The organism is Cryobacterium sp. TMB3-10 (genome assembly GCF_004402305.1).
In the GTDB taxonomy this organism is placed as follows: Bacteria; Actinomycetota; Actinomycetes; order Actinomycetales; family Microbacteriaceae; genus Cryobacterium; species Cryobacterium zongtaii.
This window is the reverse complement of the sequence record NZ_SOGH01000021.1, coordinates 86517-105235: the sequence shown is the minus strand read 5'-3', so window position 1 is coordinate 105235 and position 18719 is coordinate 86517. Positions and strand designations below refer to the sequence as shown.

Here is an 18719-nt window from a genome sequence, read left to right as displayed (position 1 = left end):
GACCCGCACTACGCATCCCAGGGGGCCGCCCCGCGCGATGGCTGGGCAGTCCTCCACAGGGGCGCCGGCCCGATGTTGTGAACGACCACGGTTCGATCGCCGTGGCCGCGGCACCCGGCGCCGACACTCGCTGGATGACCGATCGTCGAGAACACCCGTCCTTCCCACCCGAAGTGCTCCTGGCCGCCGACTATCGGCGAGCCCTCGGCGCCGATCTTCGCCTGCGTCGCGGTGCCGAGCGCGGTTACCTGCACCGCATCGGCTGGGGCCAGCACTGCCCCGCGGCGGTCTGGGCCGGCCTCGACCGTGACCAGCGGTATGCACTGAGAGTGCGGGCGGCGGCGCTGGCCCGACGAGGCGCGTTGCCGCTCTCCCACCAGTCGGCCGCGGTGCTGTGGCACCTACCGCTGCAGGCACCGTGGCCCGATGAGGTGCACTTCCTGGGCCCGCGTGCAGCCGGCGGCCGCTCTGACCCGGGCATCCGCAAGCACACGGTGGGCTTCGACGCCCGCGATGTGGAGCTGAAAGACGGAGTGCTAGTCACCTCGGTAGCCCGCACGGTGATCGAGCTCGCAACGATTGTGGACCTTCGGTCGGCGGTCGCCGCGGCCGATCGGGCTCTGGCGGTGGATCGGACCGGTCGCATCCTGCCGCTCACGGACCGGGTGACCCTGCTCGAAACGTGGCACCGGATGCTGCCGTTCCGCGGTTCGGTGCGGGCGCGCACGGTGATCGACTTTGCCACGCCGCTCTCGGGCTCTCCAGACGAATCGGGCAGTCGGGTGACGATCGCGCTGGCCGGACTTCCCGAACCCGAGTTGCAGCATCCGTTCGTGATCGAGGACCGCACCGTCTTTTCAGACTTCTTCTGGCGGGGCGTGCGGGGTGTTGGCGAGAGCGACGGTCGAGTGAAGTACTTCGATCCCGTGCTGCTCGCCGGACGCACCCCGGCAGAGGTCGTGTACGAGGAAAAGCTCCGCGAGGATGCCATTCGGCTGCAGGTGCTCGGCTTCGTTCGCTGGGACCATGCCACCGGGATGAGCGTGCCGCGGTTGTCGGCGCGGCTGGCGCACCTGGGCCTCACGCCGGGGCGCCCCCGGCTGGCCGGGCGCTGAGCGGGCCGGTGCGGCGCGGAGCAGGCCGGGCGCGAGGTGGGCGACTCGAGGTATGCGGGTAAGGCGCCGTTATGCGGGTGGCATGCCACCCGCATAACGGCGCGGCACCCGCATGACGGCGCGGCACCCGCGCGACGGCGCACGCGCCGAGCTCAGGCCGCGGACTTCTCCAGGGCCATCGCGGTGCGAAGCGCCGAGCGGGCGCGGCGGCGGTCGCCCGACGCGTCGTAGGCCAGGCCGAGGCGGAACCAGGCCCGCCAGTCCTGCGGCGCGGCATCCACGGCCTCTTGATACTGCGGGAACTGAGCGTCCGCCGCCTCGCGGTATGGCCGGCCGCTCGGGCGGCTGGGTAGGTCGTTGACCGGCAGGGCACCCTCGGCGTCGAGCTGCTTGACCAGTCGTTCGCACCGGATGCCGAAGCTGATCTCGCGAACCAGCGCCCACGCGCCGATCAGCGGCAGCACGATGAGCGCAACGCCGATGAGGATGCCGACAGGGTCACCGCTCTGCACGAAGAGCACCGCGCGCCAGCCGACGAGCACCAGGTAGAACACGAGCAGGAGTGCCATCACGACGACGGCGATGCGGCCCTTCATTCGCCGGGCTCCATTTCGGCATCCTCGGGGCCCGGCGGTGGCCCAGCAGGCGGCTCGTCCGGCGACCCGGCGGACGCCGCGGCGGGCTCGAGCACCTCACCGGTGAGCCCCAGGTCGATCAGCTGGTCGAGTCCGACGGTCACCCCGACGCAGTCGCGGGCGGCGGCCAGGGCCACCAGGATGCCGCGCTCGTAGGCCTCGGCGGAGAGCGTGTTGTGCGTGATCGTGAGGGTCTCCCCCGAGCCGCCGAAGATCACGTCCTGGCGGGCCAGCACGCCGGCCAAGCGCAGGCTGTGCACCGGCACCGTGGCGACCTGCTGGCCGCGGGCACGCTGGTCGACGTGCGGCGCGGAGACCGGGCCGAGGCCGGCGCGGGCGGCGGCCATCAGCTCGGCGGTGCGCACGGCGGTTCCCGACGGGGAGTCGACCTTGCCGGCCTGGTGCGCCTCGACGATCTCGATGGAGTCGAAGAATCGGGCGGCGAGGGCCGCGAAGGCCGTGCCGAGCACCGAGCCGAGTGAGAAGTTGGGGATGATCACGGCGCCGACATCCGTGCGGCCCTTGAGTTTGTGGCCGAGCGCGTCGATGCGGGGCTGGGACCAGCCCGAGGTGCCGACAAGCACCCGGATGCCGTTGTCGATGGCGAAGTCGACCACGCCCTGGCTGACCGCCGGAACGGTGAGGTCGATCGCCACATCCGCACCGAGCATCTCGGACAGGGCACTGGTGGAATCAAGCCGGGCGACCACGTCGTACCCCGGCGTACTCTCGACCAGGCCGCCGACCAGGCGGCCCATCTTGCCCGTTGCGCCGACGATGGCCACCCGTGTTGTCATGCTGCCAATCTACCAACCGGGGCGGTTGCCCCCGGCACCGAGGCACGTACCCTAGGGGCATGCCTGAATTCACCGCGGTCTCCGTCACGGATGCGGGGTCCATCACCCTGCTCACCCAGTACTTCAGCGATCGCGCGTCCACGTTCCCCTCCGCCGGCGGCTATCGCACCACGTTCCCGGCTCCCGAACAGTTCGTCCCGCCGCGCGGCCAGTTCCTGCTCGTGAGCGAGACTCAGGGGTCGCGCACCTTCGTGGGCTGCGGCGGCATCCGTCGAATCGATGACGGCGCGGATGGTGCGGTGCGGTTCGAGGCGAAACACCTCTGGTTGCAACCGGAGGTGCGCGGCCGCGGCTGGGGCACCCTGCTGCTCGCCGAACTCGAAACCCGGGCCAGGGCGTTCGGGGCCACGGAGCTGGTGCTCGACACGAACTCGAGCCTCGAGGCGGCCGGGGCGCTGTACCAGCGCTCCGGCTATCAGGATGTGCCGCCATACAACGACAACCCGAACGCCACGAACTGGTACCGAAAGGTACTCGCCCCGGCCCCCTGACCCGTCAGTGCTGGCTGCTCTCACAGCAGGCGGCGCAGATGCGCGGTAGGAGGAGGCCGGTCGAGATGACGGTCACACGCGACACGCTGACGGGGTTCCTGGCGGCGTTCAACAACCACGACCTGGACGCGATCATGGGCTATTTCGCCGATGATTGCGTCTTCTACCTGCCCAGGGGTGCAAAGCCTCGGGGCAATCGTTTCGTGGGCAGGGCCGAGGTGCGGGCGGGGCTCGCCAGCCGGTTCGAGGGCATCCCGGACGTGCACTATGGCGACGACCGGCACTGGGTGTGCGGTGATGATCTCGGAGTCTCCGAGTGGACGCTGACCGGCAGGTCAGTGTCCGGCCAGCGACTCGACGTGCGCGGCGTCGACCTGCTCGAATTCGATGCCGCCGGCAAGATCCGCCGCAAGGATTCCTTTTGGAAGATCCTCGACTGAGGCGGGTTACCGCCTCGCCCCTAGAACAACAGCGGGTCCGGCAGGCCGGTTCGAAGCTCTACAGGCAGGTGGCCGAGATCGTTGTGGGTGACCAGCGACCACGGCCGGCCGGGCTTCTGCTGCAGCACGGTGAGGCCGCAGTTGGCCTGGTTGATGCTGATCCAGCGCCAGTCGGGGGCGCCGAGCACCTCGCGGACGAACCAGGCGATCACGAAGTTGTGGGTGATCAGCAGGTCGTGTCGGGGACCCCGGTGCGGATGCAGGAATTCCGCGACTGCGTCCTCCATCTGAGCGCGGCCGGCCTCGATCTGGTCGTCGCTGACCGAGTTGAAGAACGGCGCGTATGCTTTCGGCATCTCCGGCGCCCGGCCGGAGGGAACGCAGTCGAACAACAGCGGCGACGGCTCCGAGGTGAGCGACGGCAGCCGGTCGGCGATGATGGCCGCCGTCTCCGCGGCGCGTTGCAGCGGCGAATGCCAGGCGCCGGTGAACGGCACCCCGCCCAGGCGTTCGGCGATGAGGTGCGCCTGACGCTTGCCCCGCGGTGACAGCGGGCCGTCCGGCAGGCCGTATTCGGCATCCTGCTGTTCACCGTGTCGCACGAGGTAGAGGTACTGGGGCATCATCGCCCTTTCGGTTGATGTCGTAAGAAGTCGAACGGGGCTCGCCGTGAACCGATCAGTTCGGCGGGAGGGGCGCCGCCCGGCGGGACAGCACGGCGTCGAAGGCGTCCTCCTCGAGGGCGCCGACGGCGGCCACGGAGAACGGCCGGGAGACCATGTCGGCCGCCAGCTGCTTCACATCGTCCGCGGTGACCAGCGCGAGGCGCCGCAGGGCCTCGTCGAGGTCGACGAACTCGCCCAGCGTGATCTCGGAGCGGCCGAGCCTGGACATCCGGGTGTCGGAGTCTTCGAGGGCTAAAGCGGATGCGCCGGAGAGCTGACCGGAGGCCCGCTTCATCTCGTCGGCGGTCACACCGTGCTCGGCGAGGCGGTGCAGCTCGTCGAGCATGATCTCGGTGACCTGACCGGCCTTGGCCGGGGTGCAGCCGGCGTACATGCCGAAGATGCCGGCATCCGAGTAGCCGGGCGCGAACGAGTAGACGGAGTAGGCCAGGCCGCGCTTTTCGCGCACCTCCTGGAACAGGCGCGACGACATGCCGCCGCCGAAGATGGAGGTGAGCACATTCATCGCCACGCGGCGGTCGTCGGCGGCCACGAGGCCCGGCACGCCGATCAGCAGGTTGGCCTGCTCGAGCGGACGGTGCACCACGCTGATGGGCTGGCCCTGGCTGATCACCGCGGCGGCGCCGGAGCGGCGTCCCACCGGTGCGGCGTACTCGCCCAGGTCCCAACCGGCCTGCAGCAGCGACCGGGTGACGGCGGCCACGAGCACGTCGTGGTCGACGGCGCCGGCAACGGTCACGACAAGGTCTTGCGGGCGGTAGTTGGCCCGGTAGTGCTCCCAGACGGCGTCTCGGGTCGCGGCGCGGATGGTGTCCGGGCTGCCGCCGATGGGTCGGCCCAGCGGATGCGCGCCCATGACGGCCTGGAAGAAGCGTTCGTTGGCGACATCGGCCGGGTCGTCGTCGGCCATCGCGAGTTCCTCGAGGATGACGCCGCGCTCGGTTTCGAACTCCGCGGGGTCCAGCAGCGACGAGGTGATCATGTCGGTGAGCACCTCCACGGCCATGTGGAGGTCGCGATCCTGCACCTTGGCGTAGTAGCAGGTGTATTCCTTGGCCGTCATGGCGTTGTGTTCGCCACCGACGGCGTCGAACGCGATGGCGATGTCCAGCGCCGAACGCTCTGCGGTTCCCTTGAACAGCAGGTGCTCGAGGAAATGCGTGGAGCCGAAGTGACCGGGCTGTTCGTCGCGGGACCCCACGGCCACCCAGTAGCCGATGGTGAGGCTGCGGCTGCCCGGCACCTGTTCGGTGACGATGCGCACCCCGCTGGGGAGGACGGTGCGCCTGACGAGGGACTCACCAGCGGCCCGAAACGAGAGTTCGGTCAGGTCAAGGGGAAATTCAACGGCACCGTTCATATCCCCTCAACCTTACGACACCGGCGGGACCGGGCCCCGCTGGACGCGGCGGGCCTGGGCGCCGGTCAGGCCGACACCTTGTCGAGGTCGACCATGTCGGCACGGCCCAGCCGCACGGCGGCCGCGGCGACCAAGGCATCCACCTGTTCCGGCCGGCTCGCGCTGGCGACCGGGGCCACGACACCGTCCTTGGCCAGCAGCCAGGCCAGCGCGATCGTCGACGGCGCCACCCCGTGGTCCTCCGCGATGCGTTCGAGCACGCCCAGCACCTTGAGGCCGGCCCGGTTGAGGTACGCCGATGCGCGGCCGGCCCTGATGGTGTCGGTGAGGTCGGCTTTGGAGTGGTACTTGCCGGTGAGGAAGCCGTGCGCGAGGGCGAAGTACGGCATCACCGCGACACCCTGCGCCCGGCTGACCAGGGCCAGAGACGATTCGAACGAGACCCGGTTCATCAGGTTGTACGGGGTCTCCAGGGCCACGAACCTGGGCAGGCCGTTGGCGGCGAGTACCCGGGCCTCCATCAGGCGTTCCGCTGTGAAGTTGGACGCCGCGAGGTGCCGCACGGTGCCGTTGGCGATGAGCATCTCCATGGCGCCGAGGCTCTCCTCCAGCGGCACGTCGAGGTCGTCGTAGTGGAAGTGCAGAAGGTCGATGTGGTCGGTGCCGAGCCGCTCGAGGGAGGCGTGCACCGCACCGACGATGCTGCGCGGCGAGAGGCCGGGGTTGTCGCGGTTGCGGCCGATCTTGGTGGAGACGATGGTGTCGTCGCGCAGACCGCGGGTGCGCATCCACGACCCGATCAGCACCTCGCTGCGTCCGGCGGCGTAGCTGTCAGCGGTGTCGAGGAAGTTGCCACCGAGTTCCCAGTGCCGGTCGAGGATCGCCATGGCGGTGTCGCCGTCGGTGGTCCAGCCGAAGACGCTGCAGCCCAGCGCCAGCGGGTGCACGGTGAGGTCGGTGTCGCCGATGGTGCGCCGGATGTCCGGGGCGGCTGGGCGGTCGTGGTCGGGCAGCTGAACCGGAGCGGTGTGCTGGACCTCCACCGGGCGGGTTTGCAGGATGAGATCGGCTGTCGTCAGGCTGTCTGGTGTCACCCGCTCCGTTGCTACATGCTCCGTTGCCACATGCCCCGTTGACACACGCCCCGTCGCCACGCTGCCTCTCATGCCTTCACCGCCCCTCGGACGGACCAGCGCGGCTGCCGCGCGGACCCGTGTAAAGCCGAGAATAACCCGATCCGGCCAATCCGCCGGGGGCGCGCGGCAAGCGTTACACAAATGTGCGGCTTTACCCCCCGTTTAGCCGAAAATAGGCCTTCGGTGAGCTCTCTCGAAGGGTCGGGGAGTAGTGTTTCCGGCATGTCCGACTCACCGCTGTACGGCGTCCCGCTCACCCTCATCGACGGCACCCCGACCACGTTCGGCCGGTTCGCCGGCAAGACCGTACTCGTGGTCAACGTGGCATCGAAGTGCGGCTTCACGCCCCAGTATGCCGGCCTGGAGGCGCTCTACCGCCGTTTCGCTGACGACGGCCTGGTGGTGCTCGGGTTGCCGTGCAACCAGTTCATGGGCGAGGAACCCGGCAGCGAAGAGGACATCCAGCAGTTCTGCGAGCTCAACTTCGGGGTCACCTTCCCGCTCACCGCCAAGGTGGATGTGCGCGGCAAGAATCAGCATCCGCTGTACAGTCAGCTCACCGCGTTCCGGAAGGGCATGCTGCCGGGGCTGATCAAGTGGAACTTCGAGAAGTTCCTGGTGAACGGCGACGGCGTGATCGTCGACAGGTTCGCGTCGACGGTGGAACCTGAATCGGCACAGCTCGTCGCCGCGATCGAGAAGGCCCTGGCGCGCGAGGCGGCCTGAGCCACGCCGGTCAGGCGTCCCAGCTGCACACGCAGAGCTCGTTGCCCTCGGGGTCGGCGAGCACCCACCAGTCCGGGGCGTGTTCGTCGGTGAGCAGCACTCCCCCGACGTCGATGATGTCCTGCACCCGGTCCTCACAGTCCGCGACGGGCACGTACACGTCGAGGTGGATGCGGTTGCGCTCGGTGCGTTGGATCTCCATGTGCTGGAACCACACCTTGGGGCCACCGCCGCGAGGATCACGCAGTTCGATGTCGTCCGCGGGACCGGACTCCACATAACCCAGCCCCACCCGCCAGAATGGGCGCACGGCCTCGGCGTCGGCGCAGTCGATGGCCACGTCGGCGCGGCTGGGCACCAGACGGGTGGCGTGCGCCTCCTGCTCGGCGGCGAGTTCCTGGATGCGCAGTGCGAGCCGCAGATCCCGTTGGGTGATGCCACCCACATCGTGGCTCGTGAGCTCGAACTCCACGGACCCGTAACCCAGTTTCACGTCTGGGTGATGATTCTGGGCGTCGGCGTCGGCAGCGACGGCATCCACCAGGTGCACGGCCGCGGCGAAATCGGCCGTGCGGTAGGTGGCATACAGCGTTCCCTCCAGATGCAGGAAATCACCCCCGGAGAGCACCGATCGGGTTTGAGCGGGAGTCAGGGTCTGGCGGGTGTCGTCCATCCGACCACTCTTCCGTGCGGCGTCGGCCCGGTCAACCCTGGGCGAATCGTCGACTTGCCGCACGCTGACCGGTGCGGACTTCCCGCCCGCGCAGCGAATGTGGGCCACGGTGTGCACTGTGCCCTGTTCAGGGGCCAGCGCGCATGCTACGGTCAGGCAGTATGCACCACTTGGACAGAGTCGATCTCGAGTTGCTCCGTGCGCTGTGCGCCACCCCCGACAGCACCTATGTGGGGCTCGCCAACACGCTCGGGCTCTCCCGCAACACCGTGCAGGCCCGGATGAGCCGGCTCGAGGAGTCCCGGGTGTTTCTCGACTTCGATCGCCGGGTCAGTCCGGCCGTGCTCGGCTATCCGCTGACCGCGTTCATCGAGGTCCACATCGTGCAAAAGCGCGCCGCCGACATCATCGCCGAGCTCAGCCGCATCCCCGAGATCGTGCAGGCGCACGGCATGAGCGGCGCAGCGGATCTGCTGGTGCGGGTGGCCTGCGCCGACTCCGAAGACCTGTTCAGGATCGACCGCACGATCCTCGCCTGCGAGGGCGTCGAACGCACCGAGACCTCCCTCGCCATGGGCGAGCTCATCCCGTATCGCATCGTTCCCCTGCTGGAGCGGGGCGTGCAGCCCAGGTCGGGCTAGCTGCATTCTGCAGACGCGAAAAGGCCCGCCCTGCCGAAGCAGGACGGGCCTTCCGTCTGACCGGCACACCTGGCGAGAGGTGGCCGGCAGAACTAGTGACTAACCTTCGGCCGGAGCTTCGGGTCCCTCGGATGCAGCGTCACGACCGTGCGTGTCGGCTTCATCGGCGAGGACCGGGGCGAGCGAAAGCTTGCCGCGGTCGTCAATCTTGGTGATCTCGACGAGGACCTTCTGGCCCACGCCGAGGACGTCTTCGACGTTCTCCACGCGCTTGCCGCCGGCGAGCTTGCGCACCTCAGAGATGTGCAGCAGGCCGTCCTTGCCCGGGAGGAGCGAGACGAAGGCGCCGAAAGCGGCGATCTTCACGACAGTTCCGAGGAACTGCTCGCCAACCTCGGGGTTGGTGGGGTTCGCGACGGAGTTGACCATGATGCGAGCGGCCTCGGCCGACGGACCATCGACGGCGCCGATGTACACGGTGCCGTCTTCCTCGATCGAGATGTCGGCTCCGGTCTCGTCCTGGATCGAGTTGATCATCTTGCCCTTCGGGCCGATGAGCTCGCCGATCTTGTCGACGGGGATCTGCACGCTGATCACGCGGGGCGCGGTCGGTGCCATCTCGTCGGGCTTGTCGATCGCGGCGTTCAGCACGGCGAGGATCGTCGTGCGAGCATCCTTCGCCTGCGTCAGCGCGCCGGCCAGGACCGACGCGGGGATGCCGTCGAGCTTGGTGTCGAGCTGGATCGCGGTGACGAACTCAGCCGTGCCGGCAACCTTGAAGTCCATGTCGCCGAGGGCGTCTTCGGCACCGAGGATGTCGGTCAGAGCCGCGTAGCGGGTCTTGCCGTCGACGGTGTCGGAGATGAGGCCCATCGCGATGCCGGCGACCGGGGCGCGCAGCGGCACTCCGGCGTTCAGCATGGACAGGGTGGAGGCGCAGACGGAACCCATCGAGGTGGATCCGTTGGAGCTGAGCGCCTCGGAGACCTGACGGATGGCGTAGGGGAATTCCTCACGGCTGGGCAGCACGGGAACCAGGGCACGCTCAGCGAGCGCTCCGTGGCCGATCTCGCGACGCTTCGGCGTACCGACCCGACCGGTTTCACCGGTGGAGTAGGGCGGGAAGTTGTAGTTGTGCATGTAACGCTTCTTGGTGACCGGGCTCAGGGAGTCGATGGTCTGCTCGAGCTTGAGCATGTTCAGCGTGGTGACGCCCAGGATCTGGGTCTCGCCGCGCTGGAAGATAGCGGAACCGTGCACGCGCGGGATGACCGCAACCTCGGCGTCGAGCGGGCGGATGTCGGCCAGGCCGCGTCCGTCCATGCGAACACCCTCGTTGAGCACGCGTGAGCGCACCACGAGCTTGGTGACGGACTTGTACGCCGCGCCGACCTGGTTGTTGGCGGTTGCGGGCAGCTCGCCGGCTTCGACCTTGGCCGCGATGGCGGTCTTGACGGATGCCTTGAGCACGTCGTCGGCATCCTGACGCGCGATCTTGTCGGCGATGACGTAGACGTCCTTGAGTCCCTCGTAGGCCAGGGCTGCGACGGCGTCGTAGGTCTCCGGGGTGTACGGCGGGAACAGCGGGTAGTTGCCGGTGGGCTTGGAGGCCGCGGCGGCCACCTGCTGCTGGGCGACGATGAGCTGCTTGATGAACGGCTTGGACGCCTCGATGCCCTCGGCGATGACCTCTTCGTTCGGCTTGATGGCGCCGCCCTGGATCAAGGTCCAGGCGTTGTCGGTCGCTTCGGCCTCGATCATCATGATCGCGACGTCTTCGCTGCCATCGGCATCCGTCACAACGCGGCCGGCGACGACCATGCTGAACACGGCCTCTTCGACCTGCGAGTGCTTCGGGAAGGCGACCCACTGGCCGGAGCCGTTGTCGTCGGGGATGAGGGCGACGCGGACGCCACCGATCGGGCCGGAGAACGGCAGGCCGGCGATCTGGGTCGACATGGACGCGGCGTTGATGGCCAGGACGTCGTAGTACTCGTCGGGCGCGATGGCCAGAACGGTGACGACAACCTGGATCTCGTTGCGCAGTCCGTCGACGAACGACGGGCGCAGCGGCCGGTCGATCAGACGGCAGGTGAGGATCGCTTCGGTCGACGGGCGACCTTCGCGGCGGAAGAAGCTGCCCGGGATGCGGCCGGCGGCGTACATGCGCTCTTCGACATCGATGGTCAGCGGGAAGAAGTCGAAGTTGTCCTTCGGCTGCTTGCTGGCGCTCGTGGCGGAGAGAAGCATGGTCTCTTCGTCGATGTAGGCAGCGGCTGAGCCCTGTGCCTGCTGGGCGAGACGCCCGGTTTCGAAACGGATGGTGCGCTTGCCGTACTTGCCGTTGTCAATAACGGTTTCGGCGAACGTGATTTCTGGACCCTCCATATGGGGGTTCTCTCCTTTGTTTAGACTCGTTTGCCCGTGTGGCGCGCGAGTGGGACATCGGAGCAGGAACAGGCAGGACAAGCTGCCGAACATGTGTTGGGCGCTGACCTTGCTGGCCACCAGTAGAAATTCACCAACACGCTCTGTCTCGAGCTGAGCGTTGGGAAACCACCACCGAGGACCAGCGTCCTGCCAGTCTGCTCCGGGTATAACCGATGGATCCGAAGATCCACCTGAACAAGCGTAGCAGAGCGGGGGTTAAACGACAGGGATGCGGGCGTCGAAGACCGGCCCGTCGGCGCAGACCAGGGGGCCTTCGACGCTCGGGTCGGTGCGTACCGGGGCGGCACAGCCGTGGCAGTAGCCGAGCCCGCACGCCATGTGGGCCTCGAGCGAGGCCTGCACGGGTACCCGCCAGTGCGCGCCGAGTTCCGCGGCGAGCCTGGCGAGGACGCCGGCGCCGCAGACCATGATCACGTCGGGCGCGGTGCGCTCGGGGGTGGCACCGTCGAAGTGTGCGCGGAGGCTGTTCTGCAGTGTGAGCAGGTCGCTGGAGCCGTCGTCGTCGGTGGCCTCGATGATGCGGACGCCCAGCTCGGCGCAGTCGGCGCGGCCGAGCAGCTGCTCGACACTGCGTCCGCTGAGCACCATGGTGGTGCGGATGCCCGTTGTGCGGGCGTCCTCCGCGGCGCCCATCACGCCGCAGATTCCCACGCCCCGGCCGATCAGCAAGGCGGAGCGGGTGCCGCTGTCGAATTCGAAGCCGCGACCGAGCGGACCGGTGATCTGCAGGGTGTCGCCGACGGGAACGGCGGCCAGAGCTCGGGTGCCGCGGCCCACGACGCCGTAGATCATTTCCACGGTGCCGGGCCGGTCGGCGGTCGCCGGTCGGCGGCGATGGATGGCCATGGGGCGGGGCAGCAGAATCGTGTCGCCGGCGTGCGGCGGCACCGTGATCATGAGGAACTGTCCGGCCAGCGCGGTGTGGGCGATGGTGCTGCTGGCCACGACAAGGCGGCGGTAGCGCTCCCCCACCGGCTCGTGCACGAGCACCTCGGCGTCGTCCCAGACCGGTTGTGGGCGCGGCACGGTCTGGCGCGGCCGCACCGAGACCAGGCCGTCGAGCGCCTGGGCATCCGCCTCGGCGAACGCCCGCGCCCGCGCTGCGGCCTCGCGGCTCTGGCGGTACGCCTCCCGCCGGTCGAGCTCGTCGACGCCGTGCTGAGCCTGTCGAAGTAGACCTGGTGACGGGGCGCCTTCCGAGGCCAGGCTCGCGTCAGCGCTCATCAGGACACCTCCCACTCGAGCAACTCGCGAATACTGCCGACCCCGGCGTCCTGACACCGCTGCCGCAACCCCCGCGCCACCTCCACCGCCGCGAATGGCCGGGCGAAGCTGGCGGTGCCCACCTGCACGGCGCTGGCTCCCACCGAGAAGTAGTCCAGGGCGTCGTCAACGGTCTGTACCCCACCGCAGGCGATCACCGGGATCTGCACCGCCCGGGAGGCCAGCCAGACCAGCCGCAGCACGATCGGTTTGATCGACGGCCCGGACAATCCGCCGATGACATTGCCGAGAATCGGGCGGCGGGTGAGGGCATCCAGCGGCATCGCCGGAATGGAATTGGCCACGCAGACGGCGTCGGCGCCGGCCTCCTCGGCGGCGCGGGCACAGTCGGCGATCGAGGCCACCAGCACCGGCAGCTTCACGATGATCGGCTTGACGGTGACGAGGCGCACGGCGGCGACCACCTCGCGAATGGCCGCCGGATCCGAGCCGATGTCGGTGCCGTCCCGGTCGAGGTTGGGGCACGACACATTCAGTTCGAAGGCGGCGCCGTTCTCCCCCAGGGCCGCGACGACCGGGGCGTACTCGCTCGGCCGGTGGCCTCCGACGCTGATGATGGTGGGCACATCGAGGGCCGCGTAGCGCGGATGAAGTGAGGCCAGGTAGCCGGCCGGGCCACGGCTGGGGATGCCGACGCTGTTGACCATGCCCGCGGGGATCTCGGTGAGCCTGTGCACGGGGTTGCCGCCGCGGGCCGAGCCGAAGACGGTCTTGGTGACGGTGGCGCCGAGTTCGGTGACCGGGATGAGCGCGCCCAGTTCCGGACCGAAGCAGCCGGAGGCCGGCATCACCGGGGTGCGCAGCGTGAGGCTGCCGATCCGAACGGAGAGGTCCACGGCCGGGGTTCCCGGCGGGTCGAGCAGGTCGGGATCGGCCGCGAAAAATGCGGCGCGGGCATCCGGAAAAACGGTGCCGTCGAGAAGGGCGACCATGAAAGACCTGTCTGTCTGCGCGGTTGTCACGGCTTCCGTCTCTGCGGAAGCACTCTCTCCAGCGCACTGCGCTCCAGTCTGCCGCCCGCCCCGAGGACCGGGCAGAGCCGAAAGTCCCGGCGGTGGCGACGCGCGATCAGTGCCCAAGCACGCGAAAGCGGCCGTGTGGTCACCTCGGTGAACTGAGCTGACCACACGACCGCTTTCGTGGAACAGGACTAACGAGGAGGGAACATCCCGGCGGGGTTGAAGTCCGCGGGCAGCTCGAAGGGGTCGCGCACCCGGCTGGACCGGTCGGATCGGGCGACGAGAGCCGACAGCTCCCCCGCCGCGCGTTCGATCCGGGCCGGCAGGGTCTGCACCCGGCTGTCGACGCGGCCGCCGTCACCGCTGCCCCAGTCCTCCGACGCGGCGAACACCGAGGTGGGCACCACCACGGAGTGCAGGTAGGTGAACATCGGCCGCAGCGCGTAGTCGAGCGCCAGCGAATGCCGCGGCGTTCCCGCGGTCGCGCCGATCAGCACCGGCTGGTCGGTGAGGGAGCGGTTGTCGATCACGTCGAAGAAACTCTTGAACAGTCCGCTGTAGCTGGTGGTGAAGATCGGGGTGACGGCGATCAGGCCGTCGGCCGCGGTGACGGCCTCGATCATCTCTTCCAGGCGCGGGTTGGCGAACCCGGTGAGCATGTTGTTCATGATGTCCTGCGCGTAGTCACGCAGTTCGTAGGTCAGCACCGTGGTGCTGACGCCCTCGTCGGCCAGCCGCGTCACGGTGGCCGTGGCGAGCTTGTCGGCGAGCAGCCGCGTGGATGACGGCTGGCTGAGCCCGGCGGAGATGACCGCCAGGGTGCGCTCGGTCATCGCTGCGCTCCCGTCGTGCCGGCGCCGGCCAGGCCGAAGGCGGCACCGCTCGCCCGGCGGTGCGGGGCGATGGCGGCGGAGGTGTCGAGGTCATTGCGCCCGGCGGATGCTGCGGCAACCGGCGCCCGGGAGGCGGCGAGCACCAGGGATTCGTGGGTGGGGCCATCCGGCACGTCGGCCGGGCGGTTCTTGGCGAACTCCTTGCGGAGCACGGGCACAACCTCCTCGCCGAGTAGGTCGAGCTGCTCGAGCACGGTCTTCAGCGGCAGGCCGGCGTGGTCCATCAGCCAGAGCTGGCGCTGGTAGTCGCCGACATAGTCGCGGAAGCCGAGGGTGCGGTCGATGACCTCCTGTGGGCTGCCGACGGTGAGCGGGGTCTGCGAGGTGAACTCCTCCATGCTCGGGCCGTTGCCGTAGACCGGGGCATTGTCGAAGTACGGCCGGAACTGACGCTTGGCATCCTGTGAGTTCTTGCTCATGAACACCTGGCCGCCGAGCCCAACCATTGCTTGCGCGGCGGTGCCGTGGCCGTAGTGCTCGAACCGGTTGCGGTAGTACTTGACCATCTTCGCGGTGTGCGAGGCCGGCCAGAAGATGTGGTTCGAGAAGAAACCGTCGCCGTAGTACGCGGCCTGCTCGGCGATCTCGGGGCTGCGGATGCTGCCGTGCCAGACGAACGGCGCCACACCGTCGAGCGGGCGCGGGGTGGACTGGAAGCCCTGCAGCGGGGTGCGGAACTGTCCCTCCCAGTCGACGAAATCCTCACGCCAGAGCCGGCGCAGCAGAGCGTAGTTCTCCAGCGCCAGCGGGATGCCCTGGCGGATGTCCTGGCCGAACCAGGGGTAGACCGGGCCGGTGTTGCCGCGGCCCAGGGTGAGGTCCACCCGGCCGTCGGCGATGTGCTGGAGCATCGCGAAGTCCTCGGCGATTTTCACCGGGTCACTGGTGGTGATCAGCGTGGTGGCGGTGGAGAGGATGATGCGCTCGGTTTTGGCCGCGATGTAGCCGAGCATCGTGGTCGGCGACGAGGGTACGAACGGCGGGTTGTGGTGCTCGCCGGTGGCGAAGACGTCCAGCCCCACCTCTTCGACCTTCTGCGCGATGGTGAGCATGGCCTTGATGCGGGCGTGCTCCGTCGGCGTCTGACCCGTGGTGGGATCGGTGGTCAGGTCCCCGACCGTGAAGATTCCGAACTGCATTTCCAGCCTCCAAAACTCAATGCGTCTGCATGTATATAGGTGTCAACGGCGGATGGCCCGATCCTATTCCCGACCCGGCGTCGCGCGTGGAGGAAGGGCTGTCCTGACGGCCCGTCGGGTCAGTCCGCCACGGCGAATCGGGTCAGGGTGTGCTGGATCGCGACGGCCGCCGCTCCCCTGGCCCAGGACGACGTGCCGCTGTCGTCGACGGTGATCTGCAGCGGCGTCGCCTCGGCATCGCGGTCCCCGTGGGCCGCCGCCACGATCTCGTCCGCCACCACCTTCCACAGTCCGATGCCCTCGCCGGAGAGCACGACGGTGTCGACCATCGCGATGTTGGCGATCAGGGCCACCAGGCGGCCGAGGGCGCGTCCGGAGGCCTGGACGACGGACAGTGCGGCGGGCACTCCCGCCGCGGCCAGCGCGAGCGCCTCGTCGTACTCCACCGCCCGGCCCAGGGTGTCGCTCACCTGCGCCCGGATGCTGCCCTGGGTGAGCATGGCGTCCGAGCAGCCCCGGTGTCCGCTGCCGCATAGCGGCCCGTTCGCATCCAACGGCACGTGTCCGCCGAGGCCGAGGCCGGAGTCCCGGGTGCTGATCACCCGGTCGTCGACCACGAGCCCGTAACCCACGCCGACGCCGATCGTGAGCACGGCGAAGCTGGCGGTGCCCCGGCCCGCACCGAACCACTGTTCGGCGGCGGCCAGCCCCACCACGTCATTCTCGACCAGCACCGGGACGCCGAGGCCGGCTTCCAGCGCGGAGGCCAGGTCCACGTCACGCCAGGCCAGGAACGGCGCCCGGGCGACGACCCGGGAGCCGATGACCTGGCCGCCGACAGTCACCCCGAGTGCCGTGATCGGCGCACCGTTGGCGAGTTCGAGCACCAGAGAGCGCAGCTGCCGCACCACCCCGGCCACGTCAGTGCCGTCGAGCCGGCGGTGGGCCGAGGAGAGCTCGTTCACGCGCAGGTCGGTGAGCACGCCGAAGGCGCTGTCGCCGGTGAGCTTGACCCCGACGTAGCGGCGACCCTCCAGGCGCACATCCAGCGGCTTGGTGGGGCGGCCGACCCCGCTGATCAGGGTGTCGCTGACCTCCACAAGCAGGCCGCTGTCGAACAACGGCTTGCTCAGCCGGGTGAGACTCGCCGGGGACAGTCCGAGGCGGCGCCCCAGGTCGCTGCGCGAGATCGGGCCGTGCATGAGAACGGCACGCGCGAGGCCCATCGAGGAGTCACCGATCGATGGCGCGGCCCCGGTACTGCCGTACATCGCGGTCGCCCTTTCCTGGCCCCCGAATCGGGTTGGCTCTCATCTTGACATAGCCGCCCCGCCGGCGCACCGACTGGCGCACCACCCCACGGCACCCCCGCAGTGGTGCCGCCCGAACACCGGACGCTACATTGGACGGACGACTTTTTTCTGCAGCTAAACCAATTCGCGTGACACCGGATCGCCCGCGCCCGCGCCGGCCCCGGCCAGGGAGGACCCCGTGACCAATCTGCACAGCCGCACCGCCGGCACCGACCCCGCCGACACCCAGGACGGCCCGCACACCGCGGCGCCGTGGTGGACCACGGCCGTGGTGTACCAGGTCTATCCGCGCAGCTTCGCGGACTCCAACGGCGACGGCGTCGGCGACCTCGGCGGGGTGCGCGGCAAGCTCGGTTACCTCGCCGAGCTCGGCGTGGACGCGATCTGGCTCTCGCCGGTCTACCCGTCCCCACAGCACGACAACGGCTACGACATCCGCGACTACCAGGACATCGACCCGGTGTTCGGCAGTCTGGCCGAATTCGACCTGCTGCTGGCCGAGGCCCACGAGCTCGGCATCAAGATCGTGATGGACCTGGTGGTCAACCACACCAGCGACGAGCATCCGTGGTTCGTCGAATCGCGCTCGTCGATCGACAACCCCAAGCGCGACTGGTACTGGTGGCGCCGGCCCGGCGCGGCCGGCGCCGAGCCGAACGGCTGGGGCAGCGCATTCAGCGGCCCGGCCTGGACCCTGGATGAGACCACCGGTGAGTACTACCTGCACCTGTTCGCCACGCAGCAGCCCGACCTCAACTGGGAGAACCCCGAGGTGCGCCAGGCGGTCTACTCGATGATGAACTGGTGGCTGGACCGCGGCGTGGACGGGTTCCGGATGGACGTGATCAACTTCATCGCCAAGCAGGTGGAGCTGGTGAGCGGGCCGGCCGCGGCGACCGGGGGTGGTTCGCCGACGGGCGCGCAGATCCACGAGTACCTGCAGGAGATGCACCGGGCGGTGTTCGCCGGCCGCACCGGAGAGCACCTGACCGTGGGCGAGATGCCCGGTGTGAGCATTCAGGATGCCGTGCTGTTCACGGATGCGGCCCGCGCCGAGGTCGACATGATCTTCCAGTTCGAGCATGTCTCGCTCGACCAGGGCATGCACAAGTTCGACCCGCTGCCGCGCAGCCTGGTGCCGCTGAAGCAGAGCCTGGCCCGCTGGCAGGTCGGCCTGGCGGAGACCGGCTGGAACAGCCTCTACCTGAACAACCACGACCAGCCGCGGCTGGTGTCGCGGTTCGGCAACGACACCGAGTTCCGGTACGAGTCGGCCACCCTGTGGGCGCTGGTGCTGCACCTGCACCGCGGCACGCCCTACATCTACCAGGGCGAAGAGATCGGCATGACGAACGTGACGTTCGACACCATCGACCACTACCGGGACATCGAGTCACTCAACCACTACCGGGAGGCCGTGGAGCAGTTCGACCAGTCGCCGGCGAGTGTGCTGGCCGGGGTGCACGCCATGGGGCGGGACAACGCGCGCACACCGATGCAGTGGGACGACTCGGCCCACGCCGGGTTCAGCACCGAAACGCCGTGGCTCGCGGCCAACCCGAATTTTCCGCGCATCAACGTGGCGACCGACCGGGCAGCCGCGCGCAGCGTGTTCGCGTTCTACCAGCGGCTGATCCAGCTGCGGCACACCGATCCGGTGGTGGCGCTCGGAGCGTTCGAGCTGATCGAACCCGACCACGAGCAGCTGTACGCGTTCACCCGCATCCTGAACGGCGTGACGTTGCTGGTGCTGGCGAACGTGTCGGATGCGCCGCTGACGGTGCAGGGCGAATGGCTGCCGGATGACATCTCCGGTGCCGAGCTGCTGCTGGGCAACTATCCCGGTGACGGTTCCGCGGCGCTCCGGCCGTGGGAGGCCCGCCTGTATCGGCTCTAGCGGCATCCGCTCGCTTCCGGTGC

18 protein-coding genes are annotated in these 18719 nt (G+C 68.9%); 6 read left to right on the top strand and 12 right to left on the bottom strand.

From position 1 onward, the window contains the following. Positions 1 to 134: 134 nt before the first annotated feature. On the top strand, positions 135 to 1115 hold the full coding sequence (locus E3T22_RS11895) for a hypothetical protein (RefSeq protein ID WP_134480650.1): 981 nt from the start codon (positions 135 to 137) through the stop codon (positions 1113 to 1115). Between the two features lie 152 nt (positions 1116 to 1267). Here the strand turns inward: E3T22_RS11895 and E3T22_RS11890 are convergent, their stop codons facing one another. Then, entirely contained in the window at positions 1268 to 1711 is a 444-nt protein-coding gene (locus E3T22_RS11890) for a tetratricopeptide repeat protein (protein WP_088455710.1), read from the bottom strand. Next, on the bottom strand, positions 1708 to 2547 hold the full coding sequence (gene dapB / locus E3T22_RS11885; RefSeq protein ID WP_088455709.1) for a 4-hydroxy-tetrahydrodipicolinate reductase: 840 nt from the start codon (positions 2545 to 2547) through the stop codon (positions 1708 to 1710). Before dapB ends, E3T22_RS11890 begins: the two co-directional genes overlap by 4 nt. Before the next feature lie 59 nt (positions 2548 to 2606). Between dapB and E3T22_RS11880 the strand changes: the two genes are divergently transcribed. Together E3T22_RS11880 and E3T22_RS11875 are read left to right on the top strand one after the other, a co-directional pair. Next, positions 2607 to 3098: a GNAT family N-acetyltransferase gene (locus E3T22_RS11880; RefSeq protein ID WP_088455708.1), complete on the top strand. Its 492-nt coding sequence runs from the start codon at positions 2607 to 2609 to the stop codon at positions 3096 to 3098. A 65-nt stretch (positions 3099 to 3163) separates the two neighbouring features. Then, positions 3164 to 3538 (top strand): nuclear transport factor 2 family protein, encoded by a 375-nt coding sequence (locus E3T22_RS11875; protein WP_134480649.1) that lies wholly within the window; start codon positions 3164 to 3166, stop codon positions 3536 to 3538. Between the two features lie 20 nt (positions 3539 to 3558). Here E3T22_RS11875 and E3T22_RS11870 read toward each other — a convergent pair whose 3' ends face one another. The 3 genes from E3T22_RS11870 to E3T22_RS11860 form a co-directional block, all read right to left on the bottom strand. Next, complete coding sequence (locus tag E3T22_RS11870) at positions 3559 to 4161, bottom strand: histidine phosphatase family protein (protein ID WP_088457927.1); 603 nt, start codon at positions 4159 to 4161, stop codon at positions 3559 to 3561. Positions 4162 to 4216: 55 nt separating this feature from the next. Continuing rightward, the gene (locus E3T22_RS11865) at positions 4217 to 5584 is read right to left on the bottom strand and encodes a pitrilysin family protein (protein WP_134480648.1); all 1368 of its coding nucleotides are present in this window, start codon (positions 5582 to 5584) and stop codon (positions 4217 to 4219) included. A 65-nt stretch (positions 5585 to 5649) separates the two neighbouring features. Further along, a complete protein-coding gene (locus tag E3T22_RS11860) occupies positions 5650 to 6678 on the bottom strand; it encodes an aldo/keto reductase (RefSeq protein WP_241983673.1) in 1029 nt (342 codons plus the stop codon). A 264-nt stretch (positions 6679 to 6942) separates the two neighbouring features. Here E3T22_RS11860 and E3T22_RS11855 point away from each other — a divergent pair, with 264 nt between their 5' ends. Next, complete coding sequence (locus tag E3T22_RS11855) at positions 6943 to 7446, top strand: glutathione peroxidase (protein WP_088455704.1); 504 nt, start codon at positions 6943 to 6945, stop codon at positions 7444 to 7446. Positions 7447 to 7456: 10 nt separating this feature from the next. Here E3T22_RS11855 and E3T22_RS11850 read toward each other — a convergent pair whose 3' ends face one another. After that, the gene (locus E3T22_RS11850; RefSeq protein WP_088455703.1) at positions 7457 to 8119 is read right to left on the bottom strand and encodes a VOC family protein; all 663 of its coding nucleotides are present in this window, start codon (positions 8117 to 8119) and stop codon (positions 7457 to 7459) included. A 161-nt stretch (positions 8120 to 8280) separates the two neighbouring features. Here E3T22_RS11850 and E3T22_RS11845 point away from each other — a divergent pair, with 161 nt between their 5' ends. Next, on the top strand, positions 8281 to 8760 hold the full coding sequence (locus tag E3T22_RS11845; protein WP_088455702.1) for an Lrp/AsnC family transcriptional regulator: 480 nt from the start codon (positions 8281 to 8283) through the stop codon (positions 8758 to 8760). A gap of 99 nt (positions 8761 to 8859) precedes the next feature. Here the strand turns inward: E3T22_RS11845 and E3T22_RS11840 are convergent, their stop codons facing one another. The 6 genes from E3T22_RS11840 to E3T22_RS11815 all read right to left on the bottom strand — a co-directional run bounded on the left by E3T22_RS11840 (position 8860) and on the right by E3T22_RS11815 (position 16757). Next, positions 8860 to 11148, bottom strand: coding sequence for a polyribonucleotide nucleotidyltransferase (locus E3T22_RS11840; protein ID WP_088455701.1), 2289 nt, complete (start codon positions 11146 to 11148; stop codon positions 8860 to 8862). A 258-nt stretch (positions 11149 to 11406) separates the two neighbouring features. After that, entirely contained in the window at positions 11407 to 12435 is a 1029-nt protein-coding gene (locus tag E3T22_RS11835) for a dihydroorotate oxidase electron transfer subunit (RefSeq protein WP_134480647.1), read from the bottom strand. Next, positions 12435 to 13457: a dihydroorotate dehydrogenase gene (locus E3T22_RS11830; RefSeq protein WP_198414997.1), complete on the bottom strand. Its 1023-nt coding sequence runs from the start codon at positions 13455 to 13457 to the stop codon at positions 12435 to 12437. The genes E3T22_RS11835 and E3T22_RS11830 overlap by 1 nt, the downstream gene beginning before the upstream one ends. A gap of 188 nt (positions 13458 to 13645) precedes the next feature. After that, the gene (locus E3T22_RS11825) at positions 13646 to 14287 is read right to left on the bottom strand and encodes an FMN reductase (RefSeq protein WP_088455698.1); all 642 of its coding nucleotides are present in this window, start codon (positions 14285 to 14287) and stop codon (positions 13646 to 13648) included. After that, positions 14284 to 15486, bottom strand: coding sequence for an LLM class flavin-dependent oxidoreductase (locus E3T22_RS11820; RefSeq protein WP_134480646.1), 1203 nt, complete (start codon positions 15484 to 15486; stop codon positions 14284 to 14286). The genes E3T22_RS11825 and E3T22_RS11820 overlap by 4 nt, the downstream gene beginning before the upstream one ends. A 119-nt stretch (positions 15487 to 15605) precedes the next feature. After that, positions 15606 to 16757, bottom strand: a complete 1152-nt coding sequence (locus tag E3T22_RS11815; RefSeq protein ID WP_134480645.1) for an ROK family transcriptional regulator — start codon at positions 16755 to 16757, stop codon at positions 15606 to 15608. Positions 16758 to 16986: 229 nt separating this feature from the next. Here E3T22_RS11815 and E3T22_RS11810 point away from each other — a divergent pair, with 229 nt between their 5' ends. Next, the gene (locus E3T22_RS11810; protein WP_134480668.1) at positions 16987 to 18696 is read left to right on the top strand and encodes an alpha-glucosidase; all 1710 of its coding nucleotides are present in this window, start codon (positions 16987 to 16989) and stop codon (positions 18694 to 18696) included. Positions 18697 to 18719: the final 23 nt, after the last annotated feature.